This is a genomic window from Agrobacterium sp. fls2-241-TYG-188a (assembly GCF_030209845.1).
Map to the genome: position 1 here is coordinate 82480 of NZ_JARVRD010000008.1, position 18942 is coordinate 101421.

The following is an 18942-nucleotide window of genomic DNA, read 5'->3' on the forward strand; positions in this document are numbered from 1 at the left end:
GAACTAAGAGCTAACCATCATGACTGACAATCATTCAGAAGCGTTTCCCTTTCCCGTTCTGCTCGGGGATATCGGGGGAACGAACGCTCGTTTCTGCGTCGTCTTGGCGCCGACATCCAAGGTCGAGAACGTCGTACAGATCAAGACATCGGAATTCCCGAGCTTCGACGACGCCTTCGACCATGTCGTGCAAGAAGCCGGTGACTGCAGACCACGATCCGTCATTCTGGCCATTGCCGCACCGGTGAGCGGCGATGCGATAACACTGACTACGCCATGTTCATCAATTGCCCGCATGTCATGAACCGTAATGGCCGACTTTCGCAGGGCATCTCTCTCGGCGGGATCGACACTTCGGATTCCGACCATGCAGACATTCTGGGGAGGGATGGGGTTCTGCAGATCAGGAAAATAGCCCGCGAATCCTTCTCGCCCTGTGTAGTAAGCAACCGGCGTACCATGGAGATTGCCACTCACCGTGGTTTCGAGCGAATGAAAATCGGTATGCGCGTCGAGCCAGAGCACGAACAGAGGTTTACCCCGTTCCGCTGCTCTTTTTGCAAGCCCAGCTACGGTCCCAGCGGAAATCGCATGGTCGCCGCCGAGGAAGATGGGAAGCGCATCGTCGCTATGCTCGTACGCAGCAGCCGAAAGCGTCTCAATCCACGCGACCATTTCACCCAGATGATGAACTGCGGTATTTGGATGATCAATTTCATAGATATGACGCGGTGCGGGATTTCCAAGGTCCTCAACTTCGTGCCCCAGATCTTCCAATGCGGTGTCAAGTCCGGCGAGACGCAGGGCACTCGGCCCCATTTCGCACCCCAGATGCCCAGCGCCAATCCGTAGTGGCGCACCCAATAATTTACACTTCATCACTAATCCTGCCCGTGGCGGTGACCGTTTTCGTTCAACCTTGACTAAAGCGAGAGATAAACTGGTCGAAACGTTGGTTTAGGCCACCTCCGAACAGGTCGAGTGGTGCACCTGCTGCGGCGATCCGCCCTTGCTCCAGAAAGAGGATTCTAGTGGATACATCGCGCGCGAAGCCCATCTCATGCGTGACGATCAGCATAGTCCGTCCTTCGGACGCCAAATCACGCATCACCTTCAGGACTTCGCCGACAAGCTCAGGGTCGAGTGCGGAGGTGGGCTCATCGAACAAGAGGACGCGAGGCTTCATAACAAGGGCGCGGGCGATTGCAGCCCGCTGCTGTTGACCGCCAGACAATTGTGCTGGATATGCCTTGCTACGCTCCTTCATGCCGACACGTTCCAACATGGCTTCGGCTTCGTCGCGCACTTCGGCGCGACTCCGATGCTGGACGTGGACTGGCGCTTCCATAAGATTGTCGAGTACTGTCATGTGTTGCCACAGGTTGAAGTTCTGGAAGACCATGGACACTTGTGTGCGAAGGCGGTCGACCTGCTTCTGATCCACGATCCGCAATCCGCCGTGGGTGGATTTTAATCGAACCTCTTCGTCAAAGATCCGCAATCGCCCTGCAGAGGGAAGCTCCAGGAGATTAAGGCACCTCAAGAAGGTCGATTTGCCTGATCCTGATGCCCCCAAAATAGAGATCACTTCGCCATCACAGGCGGAAAAGTCGACGCCCTTCAGGACTTCATGGATGCCGTAGCTCTTGCGAAGACCGTCGACAGCAACAGCAGTCTTTGCTTTGCTGGAAGCATCTGCGATTGTATTGGACATGGATTTCTCCGTTCGGCGGAAGGTCATGAACGACGATGCGCGTGATGTGCGTGCAAGCGCTTCTCAAGCATTGAGATGGCGGCACTGATCACGAAAGTAAGCGCGAGATAGAGCGCTCCGGTGACGATGAAGATTTCGAACACGCGATAGGTGGACGAAATAAGCTTGTGGGCGATTCCCGTCATTTCCGTGAGCGTGATGATACTTGCCAGAGAGGTCGCCTTGACCATCAGTATGATTTCGCTGCCGTAGACCGGCAGCCCTTGGCGAACCGCGATGGGCCAGACAATGCGGCGGCGAAGCAGAAAGCCGGACATGCCACAAGCACGGGCAGCCTCGACCTCTCCTGCCGGGACGGCCTGAATTGCTCCGCGAATAATCTCTGCCGTGTATGCGGAGGTATTCAGCGCAAGAGCAAGGACAGCACACCAATAGGGTTCCCGCAGAAACGGCCACAAAAACGAGTGCCTTAAAGCCGGAATCTGTCCTAGCCCATAATAGATCAGGAAGATTTGTACCAGCAACGGTGTCCCGCGGAACACTTCTACATGGCTCTTGGCAATCCATCGCAAAGGCGCAATGCCACTGTTCACAGCACTCGCGATTGAAATCGCTAGGACGAATCCTACGCTTAGTGCCAACGTCGTGAGTTGCAGGGTGAGAGGTATCCCTGAAACGAGCTGACGAAAAACATCGAACATAAACGACCAATCCATACTCAGCGTCTCCATGGCTTGGCGAGATGGTTTTCCAGCCGGGCAAGCCCGTAGCCCGTCACTCGACCGATGATCAGGAACATCGAGGCCGCGACCGCGTAAAATAATAGTGGTTGGCGGCTCGAACCTGATGCGGTCCCGGCCTGGCGGAGGAGTTCAGTGAGACCAATCACCGAGAGCAGCGATGTCTCCTTCAACGCAGATTGCCAGATATTTCCGAGAGCAGGCAGCGCGAAGCGAAGTGTTTGCGGGGCGATAATCCGACGCAACAGTAGAAGCTTCGGCATGCCGCAGGCGGCGCCGGCTTCGATTTGCCCCCTGTCGAGACGAAGATAGGCGGCGCGAAATGCCTCGGTTTGGTAGGCGCCCGACACGATGCCGACCGCAATGACGCCGATTGCGAATGCAGGCATCGAATAGAAGCCGGGGAACCCACCCAGGTTCATGGTTTTTGTAACGACCACGCTTCCGCCGAAGTAGAAAAGGTATACTACAAGGATCTCCGGGACGCCGCGAAATACCGTCGTGTAAAACTGGCCGATGCTTCTAGGCACCATTGCGCGCGATAGTTTCAGCGAGGCCCCGCAGAGCCCCAGAAAGCTTCCCAGGAAAAAGCCACAGGTTGCCGCGGATAGCGTGACACCCGCCGCAATCAGCAGGGGTAAGCCCCAGCCCCTGTCGAAGCTCAACAAATCGAGAATGCCTGGTGTCATAGTGAAGCCTCCATGACATGACGTTCGTGTCGATCAACTGCGAACGGCACGAGTTTCTCATCAAGCGTTCCAGTCAGGATGGATTGCGCGACTATCTCACCAACCGCTGGCGATATCTGAAAACCGTGCCCGCAAAAGCCGAACACATGCCACAGGCCGTCGTGCCGACGGCTAGGGCCGATATATGGCACGCCATCAGGAGTGGATGCCTCGAGACCTGTCCAGGTTCTGACGACCGGAACTCCGGCGAGCGCCGGAAAGGCCGCTGTTGTCGCTGCGGCACTCGACGCCATCCGATCCATGATCGTGAATGACGTTCCCTCGGTCAGGCAAGGTTTGCCTGATATCCCACCCCCGATCACCAGGGAGCCGACGGCGCTTTGTTTGAAAGATAGCGGCTGATCGATGCCGATAACCACAGGATCGACGAAGTGCTTCACTCTTGCTGTTACCATCATGGTGAGGGCCATCACCTTGACCGGCATTGTCTCTCCAAGCGAGGCAGCAATTTCAGAACCCCACGCGCCGGCACAATTGATAACCTGTTCGGCTTCAATCACGCCGTTGTCGGTACGCGCGCTCCATCCACCAGACGATCGCTGCGTAAGCGTTTGTAATCCGCACCTTTCGACAATTCGGACGCCGGCGACTTCAGCAGCGTTGCGAACGGCACGCGCCGTATTCGCTGGGTTTGCGTGACCGTCACCGCGAGAAATGAGTCCTCCGAGTGCCGATCTCGAAAGGCCCGGCAGGAGACGATGAAGTTCCTCCGGCCCAATTACTTCCTCAGTATCAATGCCGCGCCGATTCATGTCACGAGCGCGTGCAAACGCCCAGTCCATCTCAGCCTCGTCCATAGCAAGTGCGATTTGCGATGTATCGAGCTTCACCTCGCAGCTCTTGGCGGCCTGATCTCCGACATAGTCGCCGAGGGATTTCCACATTTCCATGGCCCGCAGAGACAATGGGTACTCGCGGATATCTCTGATCAACAACCGCAGGCCACCCGCGTTTACGCCGGAAGCATGGCGTCCCGCGAGATTCTTTTCGATTAAAGTGACCTGCTTGCCAGCGCGGGCCAGAAACATGCCGATAGCGCAACCTTGCAGGCCGCCGCCAATAATTATAAAGTCGTCGCAGGCCTTACGCATAGGGTTCACCCTCTGTCGAAGCGTCTGGTTTGTCTTCCAGCGATTCAATTTGCGACAGTTGGGGATCGACACCCTCCAGCTTTGCGAGAGCACCCAGAGGCAGAGGCCTGAATGGGGGTCGGGCACGGAATGGCGACGGACGTAAATGCGGATTCGCTTCGCTCAAGAGGCGCGCCAGGGTCACCGAACAGCTCCGTCCCTGGCATGGGCCCATCCCGCAGCGCGAGGTCCCTCGTACGAGATTCATGTCGGTTGCGCCCTCTGCGATGGCAGCCCGCAATGTTCCGGCTGACAGCTCCTCACAACGACAGATGATCGCTTCGTCAGGAGGGAGATTTTTTGCGATTCCCAGTGGAAACGCAGACTCTATGAAAGGCCGATACGCCATAGCACGGTGCACCGCAGCGGCCGTCTTGGCCGCATCACGTCGACCAGCCTTTACGACCTCTTTTTCCCGGTCACAGGCCTGACCAAGAATGACCGTGGCGACATGGCGCCCATGAGCAATTGCGGCTTCACCGCCACCGATAACGCGAGCATCCCCGCTTACGCGAATGCGGCAGGGTCCATCGCTCATCAAGGGCCCCGGTGCAACTGTCGCCGTCCCATCCAGCGATGTCTCCGGTCGCCAGCTGGAATCGTTGTCTCGCCATTCAAGCGCCAAACCCGCGCCGTGGGCAAGGTCGATCGACGGAACGATGCCATCATGTACAACAAGCAGGTCGCAAGGTATCGTGACCTGCTTGTTTGCAACAGTCAGAGTGACACTCTCGACGCGTCCATTACCTTGAGCCCGGAGTGCGGAAACTCCGGTTTTCATGGCTATTCCGGCTACCTTCAACTTTCCTAACCAGACGGCACCTTTCAAGATTGCAGGCAGGGCTGCTAGACGGATCACTCTAGAGGCGGCGATGCTATCGGTGAGGCGGTCTGTTCGCGCCACCATTGCGGGCCGGATGCCCAGACAGCGAAGCTGTTCCGCCAGAAGGAAGATCAGTGGACCGGTCCCTGCAAGGACGATACGACCATCGGGCTTCAAACGGCCTGCTTTCAAGAGCGTTTGCACCGCGCCTGCGGTCATCACACCCGGCAATGTCCAGCCTGGAAACGGCACGGGGCGCTCCATCGCACCATTTGCCAGGATCACATCGGGTGCACGGATGTACCCGGCCGCATCACCCCTTAACCAGCCGACAGTTCCGTCTGTTCTCAGGTCCCAGACCGTCGTGTCGGGTCTATAGTCAATCTCTGTTAAGGCCCGAAATCTCGCAATCAGGGCTTCACCCGCAAGGTAGGTCGAACCGAGAGCATCGAGGAGTTCGTTTGTGGCGGGTCGAGCCGCAAGATTTGTCTCGAGCGAGCGAAAGATTTGCCCTCCGGGTGTCGGCTGCATATCGAGAACGATGACACGACGACCTGCTTCTGACAGTTCTACTGCTGCGGACATGCCGGCCGGTCCGGCGCCGATGATGATGACATCGGTATCGTAAGCCGGAGGGGCATTCTGACGATCGGGCATATGGAGGACTGTCAGACTCATCTGTCGTCCTCCCCCAATACAAGCCCCTCGATCGTCGCGGAGCCGTTCTGAGTACGAAGTCGCATCCCCGGCTCCACCGGGCAGAGACAGGCTTGGCGGCTTCCCACACCCTCGATTTCGACGAGGCAGTCGAAACAATGGCCAATCATGCAATACGGCAGACGGGGGGTGCCACTGACCGGCGTATGACGGAACGCGGCTACACCAGCTCGTAGTAGGCATGCGGCAATCGTTTCACCGGCGCGCGCTTGCAATGGTCGTCCATCGAAGAAAACGGTTAGCGTTGCCTCGGAGGACCCGATCGGCGTGAACATTCTGACACCTGTGCGATGTGAAAAATTGGGCGGCGACTAAGCGCAGCCGATTTGCCCCCTCCCAACAAAGGGAGGGGGCTGTCGATCATTCCTTGATCGAAATATCCGTCCCGAACCACTTTTGGGTCAAGGTCGCGTTGGTGCCGTCTTTGTTGACCTCATCGATCGCCTTGTCGAATGCGGTTTTCAGCGACGCATCAGCCTGACGAAGCGCAACATTCGTTGTTCCAAGGCCAAGTAAACCTCCGGCGAACGTCGGACCGGTGAAGACGAGGGTGCCCGGTGGGTTGGCATCGATGATCGCTTTGAACGCTGTCACGTTCGCGATCGCAATATCGATACGTCCAGCCGTCAGTTCGAGGCCGAGCTGTTCAAAAGTTGGGTACTCTCGAACATCGAGGCCCTTCAGGTATTCCGCTGCGAACGGTGCTGCAGTTGATCCAGTCTGAATGCCAATGACTTTGCCCTCGAGCTTAGTCTTGATCGCAGCGAGTCCCGTAGCTGCATCTTCGGGATTGGTCGAGAGATCAAAACCCTTACCGGCGTCAGGCAGGTCCTTGAGGTCGTTATCGCCAGACGTAAGGAATCCATTTGGGGCACGCGCGTAAGGCTTCGAAAATGCTACGACCTTTTTGCGCTCTTCCGTTACGCCCATCGAGGCGATGATGGCGTCGTATTTGCCGACTGTCAGGCCGGGAATGATCCCGTTCCATTCCTGCGATATGACATCACATTTGATCTTCATGCGCTCACAGAGGATTTTGATCAGATCGATTTCATACCCAATCAACGAGTTGTCTGGAGCCGTGTAGTTCCAGGGAGGGTATGCACCCTCAGTTGCTATCGTGATACGGTCTGGCAAGGTTTGAGCGAATGCCGAAACGGCCAGGAATGGCGTCAGGGCAAGTGCGATTAAGCTGCGTCTATTCAACATATCGTCGTTCCCTTTATTATCTTTAGGTCTTTGTGACCGTGTGAAACCTTGGCATGAAAATTAGCTTAGGTAGATATGCTATCTGATTGATCTAGGCATAAGCTTAACTTATGCTAGGCTATGGTTAGCTCGATGATTCCGTCTTTAAACTGGTTGCGCATTTTCGAGGCGGCCGCCCGCAACCAAAGTTTTGCGCGTGCAGGGAAAGAGCTTAATATGTCTGCGGCGGCAATAAGCCAGCAGATCCTTGCCTTGGAAACCCACCTGGGCCAGGCGCTTTTCCTGAGGACTGCAAACCGCATTAGCCTTACCCCCGAAGGTGCCGACTTTCTTCCGACGATCCAAGTCTCTTTAGGAGCTATCGAGAGCAAAGCAGGTTCGCTGTTCGCGCGAGAACGGATTGAGCGCGTGACGCTGTTTGCCAGCCAACTGATGGCGATGAGTTGGCTGCCACGGGTACTCGCGGACTTTGAAAAAGCCCACCCGAACATCCGTGTGGATCTCCTTATGGAAGGCACGACCAGAACGATTGAACCAGATATCTCAATCCGCTTCGGCGAGGAACCACACCTTGTTCGCCATCCTTTGTGGCTTATGGGAATGGCGCATGTCGTGATGTGCAGGCGTATCGACCTGCCGAAAATTGTCGATCTGAAGTCACTACTCTCTTACAAGCTCTATGACGTCGCTGCACATGCAGTAGGATGGCCTGTCCTTCTCTCCCAGAATCTAGGGCCGATGACCGGACGCACTATGATCCTTGAGACAGTGGATACCACGCCTCTCGCTCTCGTTATGGTGGCACAGGGACTCGGACTTGCGATCGGACATCTTCCAGTTTGCGGTCCTCTGGCGGAGACATTGGACCTGGTAGTATGTCCGATCCTGCCGAAGACGGCCGGCCCCGGAAACTATTACCTGGAACAGTCACGTGGTAAGCCGCCACGACGCGCCGTTTTAAAGCTTGAGGCGGCTTTACAGGAAGCTGCACAAACAGCCATGCGAAGCTGAAGGGACCTATCCAGGAACGCCAAGCGCGGTGTATCCGATGCGTTTATGGTAGTCGCTCATCTGCAGCATGCCTATATCTTTCGTAACGATTGCATGATCAAATCAAACCAAGTATCGGCTTGCCTTGGACAAAGGTGTCCCGAACAGAGGTGAATGGTGCCAAAGGTCAACCCATCGATCCTGCGCTGGGCACGCGAGACCGCGGGTCTGAGTGTTGAAGATGCTGCCGAAAAGCTCGGCATTGGCGATGCACGCGGGATAGCGGGCAGCGATCGCCTTGTCATGCTTGAAAACGGCGAGACCGAGCCGAGCCGTCCCCAACTGATCAAAATGTCCACACAATATCGCCGGCCACTCCTTACCTTCTACCTGGCCGAGCCCCCCGCTACGGCTGCCCGCGGTGAGGACTTCCGCACCTTGCCGGACGAGTATGCGCGGCGCGACGCCGCGCTCGTCGACACGCTGCTGCGCGAGGTTCGTGCTCGCCAGGAAATGGTGAGGTCATTGCTCGAGAGCGAGGAAGAGGCGCAGCCTCTCGATTTCGTTGCCTCCTATGACTACCGGCGCGGCGCCGAAGGATTGGCCGTCGCGATCAGCGAGCGGCTGGGTTTCAGCCTTCGGTCTTTCCGTTCAGGTAATGGCCGAGGCACATCCCGCGGCTTCGCCTATCTGCGGGACCAGGCTGAAGCGGCCGGCATATTCGCGCTGTTGATCGGCAATCTCGGTAGCCACCACAGCGCGCTCAATGTCAAGCTTTTCAGGGGCTTTGCTCTTTCCGACAAGGTTGCCCCCTTCGTGGTCATCAACGACCAGGACAGCGATCAGGCCTGGTCCTTCACGCTGCTTCACGAGCTTGCCCATATCTGGCTCGGGCAGACCGGTGTAAGTGGTGGCCGGCCAACATCGGCCATCGAAACCTTCTGCAACGATGTGGCGGGTCGCATCCTGCTGCCTGCCGCAGAAATCGCCGGTGAGGTTGCGCTGCGCGGTGCATCTCAGGAATTTGTGATGGCGAGGATCGCCCAGATCTCGGACCTGCGCCAGGTCAGTCACTCGATGATTGCCTACAAGCTCTTCCGTGAGGGGATCATCGACCATGCAAGGTGGTCGTCTGTGACGGCTGTGTTCCGCCAGCAATGGCTGAACAACAAGGCGGCGCAGCGAGAACGCGCCCGTGAGAACGAGAGCAGCGGTCCAAGCTACTACCTTGTGCGCCGCCATAGGCTTGGCAATCGCCTCTTGAGCCTTTCAAAGCGGATGCTGGCGGATGGAGCTCTGTCGCCTTCCAAGGCTGCAGCGATCCTTGGCGTGAAGGCGAATAACGTCTACTCGCTGACTGACGGCGTAGCGTAAGGGGGCGGCGTGCATCTTCTCGACGCGAACGTCCTCATTGCGGCGCATAACCTCTACTATCCCATTCAGCGTGTACCGGAATTCTGGGACTGGCTCGTGCACATGGGCGAAATTGGTGCGCTGAAGATCCCGGTGGAAATTCTCGAAGAAATCACTGACGGCTCCGAACTGGCGCAATGGCTGAAAGAAGGCGACAATTACGAGGCACTGAAGCTCGATGATGGCGTCGATCCAGGCCTGGTGCAGACTGTCATCGAGCGATATGCCGCGGATCTCAATGATGCCGAGATCATCGAGGTTGGTCGGGATCCGTTTCTGATCGCCCACGCCTTGGCTCATCGCTCAGACAAAATTGTCGTCACCGTCGAGGCGTCGAAGCCAAGTACCAAACGGGCGAACCGTAGGATCCCGGATAGCGCGGGGTTCTGAACCAGCGCCACCGTCGACAAATTGGTGGTCGTCATTATCCCCCCTTTGGAAACAGACTTTCGAAGTCCGGATGCCATCCGACCCGCCGATCATCAGCGAGGCAGTTGAACTCCCCAGCGACGAAATAGCTTGGAAGCGCCTGACCCTCCAATGGCATCTTTAGATCAGCGCAACGGCGATATAGTTGCCTCCCGCGTTGGAGAGCGTCCAAATGCACATGCGTATCGGACAGCTCGTCAGCGGTCATCATGTGATGGCGTACGAGAGACTCGTCGAGTTCCTCCAGACTGCTATCAACGATACTGCCCTTGTCCGCCCAGTTGACCTTATCCTCCGTTGCGCGGAGAAAACCACTGATAGCCACAGCGATGAGAGCGTCTGTCGCCTCAATGGACATCAGTTGGCGCACGAAAGTCGGCTGGATCGAGGGGATCGATGCGCTGGAAAACTGCGAGCAGCTGTCGGAACCATCTCTGGCGCCCCCTTGAATGTCGTAACCGAAGCCGATCTCTATGCGGCGCAATCCGTCGGAACAGCCAATCTCATTCGTCTGTTCGAATGGCCACCGCTATATTGATGGCGCTTGGCGCAACGGCTGGCGCGCTCAATACGATGATGAGTTCGGTATCGGATCGGACGACCGAAATCGCAACTGTGCGTGCCCCCGGCTTCAGCCGCTTGTCTGCTTTTATTGCTACGTGGGTTGAGGCCGTTGTGCTTGCGGCACTAGGGGTCACCATTGGCTTGGCAGTGTCTTGGATGGTGTTCAACGGGTGGCAAGCTGGTACTATCGGTGTCAACAATGCAAGCATGTCGTTCCAGCTTACAATGGATAGTCAGGTCATGCTGACAGCAGGTCTACTAACCCTGGCAATCGGCATTGTTGGTGGCGCTTTACCTGCGCTTTACTCAATGCGGTTGCCTGTAGCGGTTGCCTTTGCGCGATCGCAGTTGACTACCCACGTCGCAAGGTATTTGCGGTCAACCCTCGCCACGGCGAACCAACGGCGCCACGACGCCATCACACGCTGAACCAAGCCCTTTAGAGAGCTTGATCAAAAATCCACCAACACTTTTGCCATTTGATGAATGTTGCGAAGCGTATAAGGTCCATGAATACCACCAGCGCGATGAGGAATACCACCAGCGCGATGAGATCGCAGCGATAATTGGAAGCCAGTCAGCCCCCGTTCCCATGATGAAATCCTCCCTAGATCATATCCCGCATAGAAAGCAGCGAGAGCTCGCCCGTGCGCTGGAGATCCTGCACGAGGAGTTCGAGGATGCGTTGAACGATGGCACTGCCGACTTTAAGAAGCGCGGACGCATTCTCAAGATCATTCTGTTCGGTTCCTATGCCCGCGGCACGTTTGTCGACGAACCGCATACGATGAAGGGCTATCGCTCGGATTTCGATTTGCTGGTGATCGTCAACAATCGCAAGCTGACGGACCATGCGACCTATTGGTACAAGGCAGCAGATCGGATCATCCGCGACAGCTTCATCGAAACACCGACGCAGTTCATCGTTCACTCACTGCGCGAGGTGAACACAGAGCTCAAGAAGGGCCACTATTTCTTCTCGGATATCCGCAAGGAAGGCATCGTTCTCTACGAGCTTGATGACGAGCCGTTGGCTGAGCCGAAGCTGCTAACGGCAGCGGAGCGTTTAGAGGTCGCAAGGGAGCATTATAGTGAGCGGTATAAGCTTGCTGGCACCTTCATCAAGGGATCCAAATTCTACCAAAGCGAGGGGGACGCGAAGGTCGCGGCATTCGAACTTCATCAGGCGATCGAGCAAGCCTACTCCTGCGTGCTGTTGACGCTCACTAACTACGGGCCTGCCTCGCATAACATCAAGTTCCTTCGCTCTCTTGCCGAGGAGCAGGATCTACGACTGATTGAAGCGTTTCCGCGTGATCACCACAGACAACGTGCCATGTTCAATACGATCAACGAAGCATATGTAAAAGCTCGGTATTCAAAGCATTTTAAAATCACCGATGAAGCACTTGTCTGGCTTGGCGAGCAGACCGCGCATCTACTAGAGTTAGTGAAGGTCGTTTGTGACGAGCATATCCAGATGCTGGAACAAGCTGTTTCACCGCCCTGACCCTAATCCGCCCTTCAGGTGAAGCTCATAAGCATTCAGCACGGTCCTTTTAGAGCAGCATAGCTGCCCAAGGTGATTTATCATCGCGACGGAATATGCGGCCAACCGACCGTCGAACACGCTTTAATCAGTTGTTTTTTCAGCTCAAGAGGCGAAGCTTGTCACCAAATAGGCTACTGAAATAATCAGGCTAACAGGCGTGAAGAAAATTACCACCGCACCCAGTTCATCAAACCCTTAGTCGCGTTCATTGCGATCCCAGCTATATTCCATAGCCAACCTCCATCGTTGCTGTACGAGAAGCCTGTGCCCGTATGGTTAACAAACTCTTAATATCGCTCGACAGGAAATTAGCGGTACAAACTGCCCATGTGGGTGGCGTCAGCTGTGACAGCCACTGAGATCTCAATTGAGCGTTACGTCTATTCATTCAGCTGTTTCGACGAAGCCAATCTTGGTTTTACTCGCGAGGACGATGTGAAGATCACGGATCATCCCGGCAGCTTGTAGAAAAGCCTCTCGCACGTCGTTGTCGCTTTGCCATCCCCGTTCGACAGAAAGAGCGATTGTGTGAATGTCGAGCAGACGGTCACGACCTGGACCTACTGGCATTCCGATTGTTTCGCGAAGGTCCCGTACTGCGGCTATAGCCCTCTCAAGCGTACGCCGCCTCTGATAGCCATCGAGAAGGTGGATGCGATTGGCGTCGACGACAAGCTCGGCAATGAAACTGTTTGTCAGGGTCATGGCGTGAGGTTGCCGGAGAACCCGCAAAGCGTCAACAAATACCGGCAGAGAACGAATGTCGGAGACAGAATTTTGATGCCGGGCTGTGATGCCAGTGCATCAGCAAGAGATCGTCTAACTATCACTGATGATGTCTGCCGTTTCGAGCCCCGCCACGAGCGATGATTATCACGAGAACCGCTCGCCCACCGCGCGCCATATCCACGGACCGTTTCGCCGAGCATTTTGCAGCCTGACTCACGATTCTCGAAACGCCCCCCGACTGATGACGATCGCCCGGTCATCCCGTTGCCTTCTCCGAATGACCTGCCGCACGCAACAGCGCCATGAGCACGGGCCCTAGCGAAAACTCGCCACGCTTTGCCCTATTGGTGAGATCTCGCAAATATCCGCCAGGCGAATTGATGTGGCCGCCGCGCTCGAGGATACAGGCGATTGTGACCGCCGCATTTTCCGGCCCCATCGCCTCACATGCCTCCTGGTATGCGGACGGGCTGACACCCAACATCGATCGCACCACGACCGCGGCCGTCATGAGTTCGCGCCAGTTACTGATCCTGCCATCGGGACCGTAGTTCGAAATTTCAGGGCAAGCCCGAAGTACAAGACCGATAGGGAAAGCCTTGATCGGCACACTCTCGGCCCGCTTCTTCTCGCTCGGCTTCGCTCCCTGCTCTTTTTCAGAGCTAGGTTCAAGTTCATCTAGGGGTTTGGTATTTGAATTCTGTATGTGACGCTCATTATGAGCATCATTGGTGCTCGTATTTGCAGAAATATCTTCGAAATTCAGGAGCTTGAGTACGTCCTGGCGCAAAACGCCCATCTCAGCGGCGATATTCCTCAGGTCGTGGAGCGTAGGATTGCGCGGAATCCGTCTCACTAGGTCGAGATAGCGCTCTTCGGTCTGAACCCAGTCACCGGGAGAACCTTCGTCAAACGCCGCTGTTATCAGCTTACGGATGTCGCGCCGGCAGATTGTCAGCGCCTCTTTTTCTCGACGAAACGCCAACCGCTCCGCCGCCACCTGTTGAGCGAGCAAAGCGAGTTCCTCTGAGCGTGTCAAAAGCGGTGAAATATCGAAGCCATAGGCGTGCTCTATCGAACCATCTTCGTCCTTGCGCGCGTATCGCTTACCGTTTGCGCTGTCCTTACGAATGATCAGGCCCGTTTCGACAAGGAGAGCCAGATGCCGGCGCAGCGTTGCACCTGCAATGCCATGGGCACGAATGGACAATTGAATGTTCGATGGGAAAACCACAAGTTGGGCGTCCTGGCGCAATTCGTTTTCCGGGTAGAAACTGAGTAGCGCGTCAAGGACCGCGAGGCTGCGATCCTGTAGCCCGAGCGTTTCACGCGCTTCCGACGCGTCTCGGAAGACCTTCCATTTGTCGGCTGTTTTACCTTGCTTGATTTTCGTCGTGGCTATTTGCCGCTTGACAAGCGCAAGCGTTACCGGCCGCCGCCCAAAAGGCGTCGATACCTGTCCGTCTTCCATGCCTTCGCCCCATCAAAAAGGCAAAAGAAAAATGCTCACCAAATCGGTGCCGAATACTCTTGACTGGGATTCAGGGAAATGCGATTCTCTCGTTGTCACACATCGAGAAGGGCTTCCATGACGGCAACGTTTCGGGGGCCTTTTTCTTTTGCGCGTTTTCCTTTCTTTAAAGTCAGTTTCTTGGTTGCCTGGCAACCAGATTAATCTTTCGATCGCTCGCGCTCAAAGCGTTCTGCCAGTTCCGGTAGCGTCGCCTCGATAAACGAGAGGAATTCTGCGCCGGCCGCGGTGCTGGCAGAGATACGCATATCTTTTTTGGTACGCACGAACCTACCGAGCTCTTGCCCAGCAGCGCTTGCAATTGTGTTGCCGTTGCTTGAAGCCGGATGCGAGGAGCGTAGAGCGTTGAAGGCCGCTAGGAACTTCTGGTCAGAAGCCTGGCGCTTAGCCGTTGCTTCAGAAAGCGCTGAGCGCAGTTGATCATGCAGCCCGGCTTGCTCAGAAAAGACTTTGGCAAACTCAGCCCACCTCGGGCGTCCAACCTTCGGAGCTCGACCGATGGCTTCGATAATGTCTAGCGGAACCGTTCGGTAAACGGCGCGCATTCTCGCAAGTTCAGGATCATCAATGGATAGCGCCGCCTTGATATCGCGTGGCTTGACGTTTGCGTCGTCCATGCGAGAAGCAAACAACGCACGCTCAATCCAGGTCAGATCCTGTCTATCGGCGTTCTCGATGCCCTGAGATATGACCAGCTCGACATCGGAGATCTCGACTTCGATCGCCTTGACCGGAATTCCGAGTTCCTTGGCTGCGCGTAGACGGCGATGGCCATAAATAACCTGATATCGGTCTGGTGACGAAGGCGACCGGCGAACCTGAATCGGGACCTTCTGTCCCTCAGATTTGACCGAGTTGCGAAACGTTTCGAAATCTGACGCCTCGTCATCGGGTAGACGATCGGGAAACGGCGATGGATCGATCATCGAAGGATCTATCTCACGAATGGCGCCGCCACCCGATTCCAGCAACGCCTTCAGGCGGTCGCGCTCGGATTTGATGTCATCAATTGCCCTGTGGGCCGCGCCGATAACGCCAGCACCAACGCGAGCGGGCGCCGGTGCGGCCGGCGACTGCTGCGTCTCACTTCCGTTCGTCGAAAGCCGATTTTCCAACTCAGCCGACAACAAACCAAAGTTCGCAACGATAGATTTACGCGACGACTTAGAGGTCATGTGCGCCCCCAGCTATTGTTGATAAGTTTAACGATCGCTTCATTGACGGCATCCACGGCCTCACGAGCGCGTTTATGCGTATCACGGCCGATCTGCCCCATCTCAAGCTCATAAATAGACCGTTTCGCGAGTCCTGCTGCCTCTACAGCAGTGCTTTCGATCAGCGTCGGGAGAAGCACGTCTGATCCAAAGAGGTGACGCATCATAGCAACGACCTGCGACTGCGGCGCATCATTGGGATCGTGGCGAGTGACCAGGTAGCGAATGAAATCCTGGTCGAGCTCGGCGCCACTCTCATTCAAGACACTGATCAAGTCGCCCATCATCAAAAGGAACTGGCTCATGGATGCCACGTCGAGCATCGCCGGATGAACGGTAATAATCATGCTGGTGGCAGCATAAATCGCGCTCAGCGTGAGAAAGCCGAGAGACGGCGGAGTATCCAGAATGACGACGTCGTAATCCTCATCGACCTCGGCGAGGGCAAGCTTCAGACGCTCGAAGAAGATCGCGCCAGACCCAGATTTTTGCGCCAGAACCCGCGGAGTTTCGTGTTCATATTCCATAACCTCGAGGTTGCCTGGGATCAGGTCGATGCCATCGAAATAGGTTTTGCGAATGATATCGCGGATCGGCCGCCGCTCTGCATCGTCGTAACGCAGCGCGGCGTAGACGGTCTCGTTTGCACCGACGTCAAACTCTGGCTGCGCGCCAAACAGAGACGAGAGGGATGCCTGCGGATCGAGATCGAGTGCAAGCACGCGATATCCTTGCAGAGCAAGATAGTGCGCTAGATGGACACAGGTCGTGGTCTTCGCACTACCGCCTTTGAAGTTTGCGATGGCGATAACCTGGAGATGCTCGCCCGGGCGCCTCCTCGGCGAGAAGCGGAGCGCTTCAGACGGCTTCTGGCCTGCAAAAAACTCCCGAAGCTCATTGATCTGCGAAAGCGAGTAAACGCGGTGGTTGTTTTCAAGGCGGCCCGGCAAAGGCCCGCGACCCTCACTCGACATGAGTTTGAGAGTGGAATCAGGTATGGAGGTGAGCTTGGAAACTTCATTTGTGAGGAATGGACGCAGGCTCTTCTCCGACTTCGGAGGATACATACGCGTGCGGAGTTCCTGCAATTGCTGTGACAAAAGGCTTGCGTGCCGCGCGATCTTGCTGCCGGCATCTTCCTTCTGTCCACCTGTCATCTCTGCTCGTTCCGCTATCGCCATAATTTCCTCTTGGCGGGCAATTGCCGGTTTGCCGACTTCAACCCGCCAAAGATACATCACGATTCTGCGTTGTCGTCCAGCGTTATAGAGTTAACGAAACCTTAATCCACTAGTATGACGCGAGTGGCTGTAATCGAGTATCGTCGTTCCGATTCAACGACTTAGGTCCACTTAAACCAGAATTTGTAACGCAACCGCTACTAGCACATTTGCTAGTGATTTGCGCTGCAAGCCGCCATTTTACGCCAGTCTGTAGCGCCAGCGTTCGGCGAGAGGCTGGAAAACGATTCGCCCAAAATCAAAAGCAGCAATAGGCGCTCCTTACTCGCAGGCGGTCATGATCGTCGGTGCCGTATCCTTGCGCGACGACAGGAAATCGGCACGGCCCAGTCTTGAGCTTACGGCCCGGTCAGGGTCAATACATTCAATTTCCTCAGGAATAGGCGCACGACCAACAATTCCCAAACGTCGTAGCGACGCTGCTGACTGACACTTTTGCCAGTGGATTGATCGACACATCATATCGCAACCTTCTCCAAACACATTAGAGGAGCTTTGCAAGACATATGACGGACATCGGTTTGAGCAGCAGGCGCGCGAAAGGCACGACCCATTCTTCAAGTGAGCCGCAGCAATGACGCGTGCTTCCTCACTGCCGCGCCTCATCCGGAAATTGGAAGACGCTCTCGGTAGCCAGGTGTGCGACGCATTGAGCGATCCCAGCGTCGTAGAGGTAATGGCAAATCCCGATGGTAGACTCTTCATTGAGCGTCTTGGATCCGGCATATTTCAAGCGGGCAAAATCACCGTAGAGGCCGCGGAAACGGTTATCTGCAGCATTACGCATCTGCTCGGATCCGAAGTCGATGACGCGCGTCCGATTGTATCGGGCGAACTGCCAATAGGTGGACACCGCTTCGAAGGCCTGCTGCCCCCTGTCGTTTCTGCTCCGACCTTCACGATCCGACGACGCGCGTCCCAGCTCATCAGGCTCGATGCTTATGTAACAAGCCAAGTGATGACGTCTGCGCAGGCAAGAATTATTAGGCACGCCGTGACATCTCGACTGAACATACTTGTGTCGGGGGGGACCGGCTCGGGCAAAACGACACTTGCCAATGCGATCATCGCGGAAGTCGTGGACCAAGCACCAGACGACCGATTGGTCATCCTTGAAGATACCGCGGAGATCCAATGCGCTGCGGACAATGCTGTCAGCCTGCACACCAGTGACGCGGTCGACATGTCACGTCTCCTGAAGAGCACAATGCGCCTGCGACCAGATCGGATCATCGTTGGCGAGGTCCGTGATGGCGCAGCGCTGACCATGCTGAAGGCCTGGAATACAGGGCATCCGGGAGGTGTCGCAACGATACACTCAAACAGCGCACGCTCCGCGCTTCAGCGCCTTGAGCAGCTGACTGCCGAGGCCAGTCACCAGCCGATGCAGGCCGTTATCGGAGACGCGGTCGATTTGGTCATATCGATTGAGCGAGCCGCCAAAGTAAGGCGCGTCAGCGAAATTCTTCACATAACCCGGTTTGCCGATGGCCAGTACCAGACGGAACCCTATGCAAAGGAGAGCTTAGATGCCGCATAAGAAATCACTCCTGACGCTTGCCGCCATGGCCTTGTCTATTGCCTACGCTACTTCCCCCGCCTTTGCCAGTTCCGGAGGAAGTCTTCCATGGGAAGGGCCGCTTCAACAGATTCAGGAGTCAATCACTGGTCCGGTCGCCGGCTATATCGCATTGGCAGCCGTCGCGATTGCCGGCGGGATGCTGATCTTCGGGGGCGAGCTCAACGATTTTGCTCGCAGGCTGGTCTATGTCGTCCTGGTCGCCGGCATTCTGCTGGGTGCGACGACGATCGTCGGCCTCTTTGGCGCCACAGGTGCGTCGATCGGCGTACCAAAAGAGCGGGTCACGCAGGTCGTTTCGGACGGAGCGGGGGAGGGGACGTTGTGAGCCTCCAACGCAATCGCATTCATCGCGCGCTGTCGCGTCCAAGCCTGCTGATGGGCGCCGACCGCGAATTGGTGTTGATCACCGGGCTTGCAGCCGTGATTTTGATTTTCGTCGTGCTGACCGTCTACTCGGCGCTCTTCGGTGTGGCCGTCTGGATCGTCATCGTCGGTTTACTCCGCATGATGGCCAAATCCGATCCGTTGATGCGACAAGTCTACGCTCGTCACATTTCCTACAAGCCGCGCTACCGGCCAACGGCTTCACCGTGGCGCAAGTACTAGAGGTGTCCC

Annotated in this window: 20 protein-coding genes and 2 pseudogenes; 9 read left to right on the forward strand and 13 right to left on the reverse strand. The window is 56.2% G+C overall.

All coding sequences use genetic code 11. The features are described from left to right. Window positions 1-19: 19 nt before the first annotated feature. Window positions 20-304 carry a glucokinase gene (locus QRN85_RS24545; protein WP_350225087.1) on the forward strand — a complete coding sequence of 95 codons (285 nt, stop codon included), beginning with the start codon at window positions 20-22 and terminating at the stop codon, window positions 302-304. Here QRN85_RS24545 and QRN85_RS20910 read toward each other — a convergent pair. The 8 genes and pseudogenes from QRN85_RS20910 to QRN85_RS20945 form a co-directional block, all read right to left on the reverse strand. Beyond that, window positions 259-879, reverse strand: a pseudogene (locus tag QRN85_RS20910) (arginase family protein); the annotation flags it as partial. The gene QRN85_RS24545 and the pseudogene QRN85_RS20910 overlap by 46 nt on opposite strands. A gap of 34 nt (window positions 880-913) precedes the next feature. Beyond that, complete coding sequence (locus QRN85_RS20915; RefSeq protein ID WP_284759963.1) at window positions 914-1714, reverse strand: ABC transporter ATP-binding protein; 801 nt, start codon at window positions 1712-1714, stop codon at window positions 914-916. Between the two features lie 23 nt (window positions 1715-1737). After that, entirely contained in the window at window positions 1738-2430 is a 693-nt protein-coding gene (locus tag QRN85_RS20920) for an ABC transporter permease (protein WP_284759964.1), read from the reverse strand. Window positions 2431-2432: 2 nt separating this feature from the next. After that, window positions 2433-3143 (reverse strand): ABC transporter permease, encoded by a 711-nt coding sequence (locus QRN85_RS20925; protein ID WP_113218647.1) that lies wholly within the window; start codon window positions 3141-3143, stop codon window positions 2433-2435. Further along, entirely contained in the window at window positions 3140-4366 is a 1227-nt protein-coding gene (locus tag QRN85_RS20930; protein WP_284759965.1) for an NAD(P)/FAD-dependent oxidoreductase, read from the reverse strand. Before QRN85_RS20930 ends, QRN85_RS20925 begins: the two co-directional genes overlap by 4 nt. Next, window positions 4287-5834 (reverse strand): NAD(P)/FAD-dependent oxidoreductase, encoded by a 1548-nt coding sequence (locus QRN85_RS20935; RefSeq protein ID WP_284759966.1) that lies wholly within the window; start codon window positions 5832-5834, stop codon window positions 4287-4289. The genes QRN85_RS20930 and QRN85_RS20935 overlap by 80 nt, the downstream gene beginning before the upstream one ends. Beyond that, the gene (locus QRN85_RS20940) at window positions 5831-6148 is read right to left on the reverse strand and encodes a (2Fe-2S)-binding protein (RefSeq protein WP_113218649.1); all 318 of its coding nucleotides are present in this window, start codon (window positions 6146-6148) and stop codon (window positions 5831-5833) included. The genes QRN85_RS20935 and QRN85_RS20940 overlap by 4 nt, the downstream gene beginning before the upstream one ends. An 85-nt stretch (window positions 6149-6233) precedes the next feature. Next, window positions 6234-7082 (reverse strand): transporter substrate-binding domain-containing protein, encoded by an 849-nt coding sequence (locus QRN85_RS20945; RefSeq protein ID WP_284759967.1) that lies wholly within the window; start codon window positions 7080-7082, stop codon window positions 6234-6236. 132 nt (window positions 7083-7214) lie between these two features. Between QRN85_RS20945 and QRN85_RS20950 the strand changes: the two genes are divergently transcribed. From QRN85_RS20950 to QRN85_RS20960, 3 genes are all read left to right on the forward strand, one after another. Continuing rightward, entirely contained in the window at window positions 7215-8093 is an 879-nt protein-coding gene (locus tag QRN85_RS20950; protein WP_113218820.1) for a LysR family transcriptional regulator, read from the forward strand. A gap of 153 nt (window positions 8094-8246) precedes the next feature. Then, complete coding sequence (locus tag QRN85_RS20955; protein ID WP_350225084.1) at window positions 8247-9446, forward strand: ImmA/IrrE family metallo-endopeptidase; 1200 nt, start codon at window positions 8247-8249, stop codon at window positions 9444-9446. Window positions 9447-9455: 9 nt separating this feature from the next. Then, entirely contained in the window at window positions 9456-9875 is a 420-nt protein-coding gene (locus tag QRN85_RS20960; RefSeq protein WP_284759968.1) for a DUF4411 family protein, read from the forward strand. 34 nt (window positions 9876-9909) lie between these two features. Here the strand turns inward: QRN85_RS20960 and QRN85_RS20965 are convergent, their stop codons facing one another. Then, entirely contained in the window at window positions 9910-10284 is a 375-nt protein-coding gene (locus tag QRN85_RS20965; protein ID WP_350225085.1) for an ABC-three component system protein, read from the reverse strand. A gap of 39 nt (window positions 10285-10323) precedes the next feature. Between QRN85_RS20965 and QRN85_RS20970 the strand changes: the two are divergent. Continuing rightward, a pseudogene (locus QRN85_RS20970) lies at window positions 10324-10811 on the forward strand (ABC transporter permease); the annotation flags it as partial. 259 nt (window positions 10812-11070) lie between these two features. Continuing rightward, window positions 11071-11988, forward strand: a complete 918-nt coding sequence (locus QRN85_RS20975; RefSeq protein WP_284760067.1) for a nucleotidyltransferase and HEPN domain-containing protein — start codon at window positions 11071-11073, stop codon at window positions 11986-11988. Between the two features lie 426 nt (window positions 11989-12414). Here the strand turns inward: QRN85_RS20975 and QRN85_RS20980 are convergent, their stop codons facing one another. From QRN85_RS20980 to repA, 4 genes are all read right to left on the reverse strand, one after another. After that, window positions 12415-12735, reverse strand: a complete 321-nt coding sequence (locus QRN85_RS20980; protein ID WP_284759969.1) for a hypothetical protein — start codon at window positions 12733-12735, stop codon at window positions 12415-12417. Between the two features lie 280 nt (window positions 12736-13015). Next, window positions 13016-14230, reverse strand: a complete 1215-nt coding sequence (gene repC / locus QRN85_RS20985; RefSeq protein WP_284759970.1) for a plasmid replication protein RepC — start codon at window positions 14228-14230, stop codon at window positions 13016-13018. Window positions 14231-14430: 200 nt separating this feature from the next. After that, window positions 14431-15465, reverse strand: a complete 1035-nt coding sequence (gene repB / locus QRN85_RS20990; RefSeq protein ID WP_284759971.1) for a plasmid partitioning protein RepB — start codon at window positions 15463-15465, stop codon at window positions 14431-14433. Next, window positions 15462-16685 carry a plasmid partitioning protein RepA gene (gene repA / locus QRN85_RS20995; RefSeq protein ID WP_162723495.1) on the reverse strand — a complete coding sequence of 408 codons (1224 nt, stop codon included), beginning with the start codon at window positions 16683-16685 and terminating at the stop codon, window positions 15462-15464. The genes repB and repA overlap by 4 nt, the downstream gene beginning before the upstream one ends. A 634-nt stretch (window positions 16686-17319) precedes the next feature. Between repA and trbB the strand changes: the two genes are divergently transcribed. From trbB to QRN85_RS21010, 3 genes are read left to right on the forward strand one after another with little or no spacing between them, the layout of a single operon-like run. Continuing rightward, window positions 17320-18285 carry a P-type conjugative transfer ATPase TrbB gene (gene trbB, locus QRN85_RS21000; RefSeq protein WP_284759973.1) on the forward strand — a complete coding sequence of 322 codons (966 nt, stop codon included), beginning with the start codon at window positions 17320-17322 and terminating at the stop codon, window positions 18283-18285. Then, window positions 18275-18652 (forward strand): TrbC/VirB2 family protein, encoded by a 378-nt coding sequence (locus QRN85_RS21005; protein WP_284759974.1) that lies wholly within the window; start codon window positions 18275-18277, stop codon window positions 18650-18652. Before trbB ends, QRN85_RS21005 begins: the two co-directional genes overlap by 11 nt. Then, on the forward strand, window positions 18649-18933 hold the full coding sequence (locus QRN85_RS21010) for a conjugal transfer protein TrbD (protein WP_113093096.1): 285 nt from the start codon (window positions 18649-18651) through the stop codon (window positions 18931-18933). The genes QRN85_RS21005 and QRN85_RS21010 overlap by 4 nt, the downstream gene beginning before the upstream one ends. Window positions 18934-18942 lie beyond the last annotated feature (9 nt).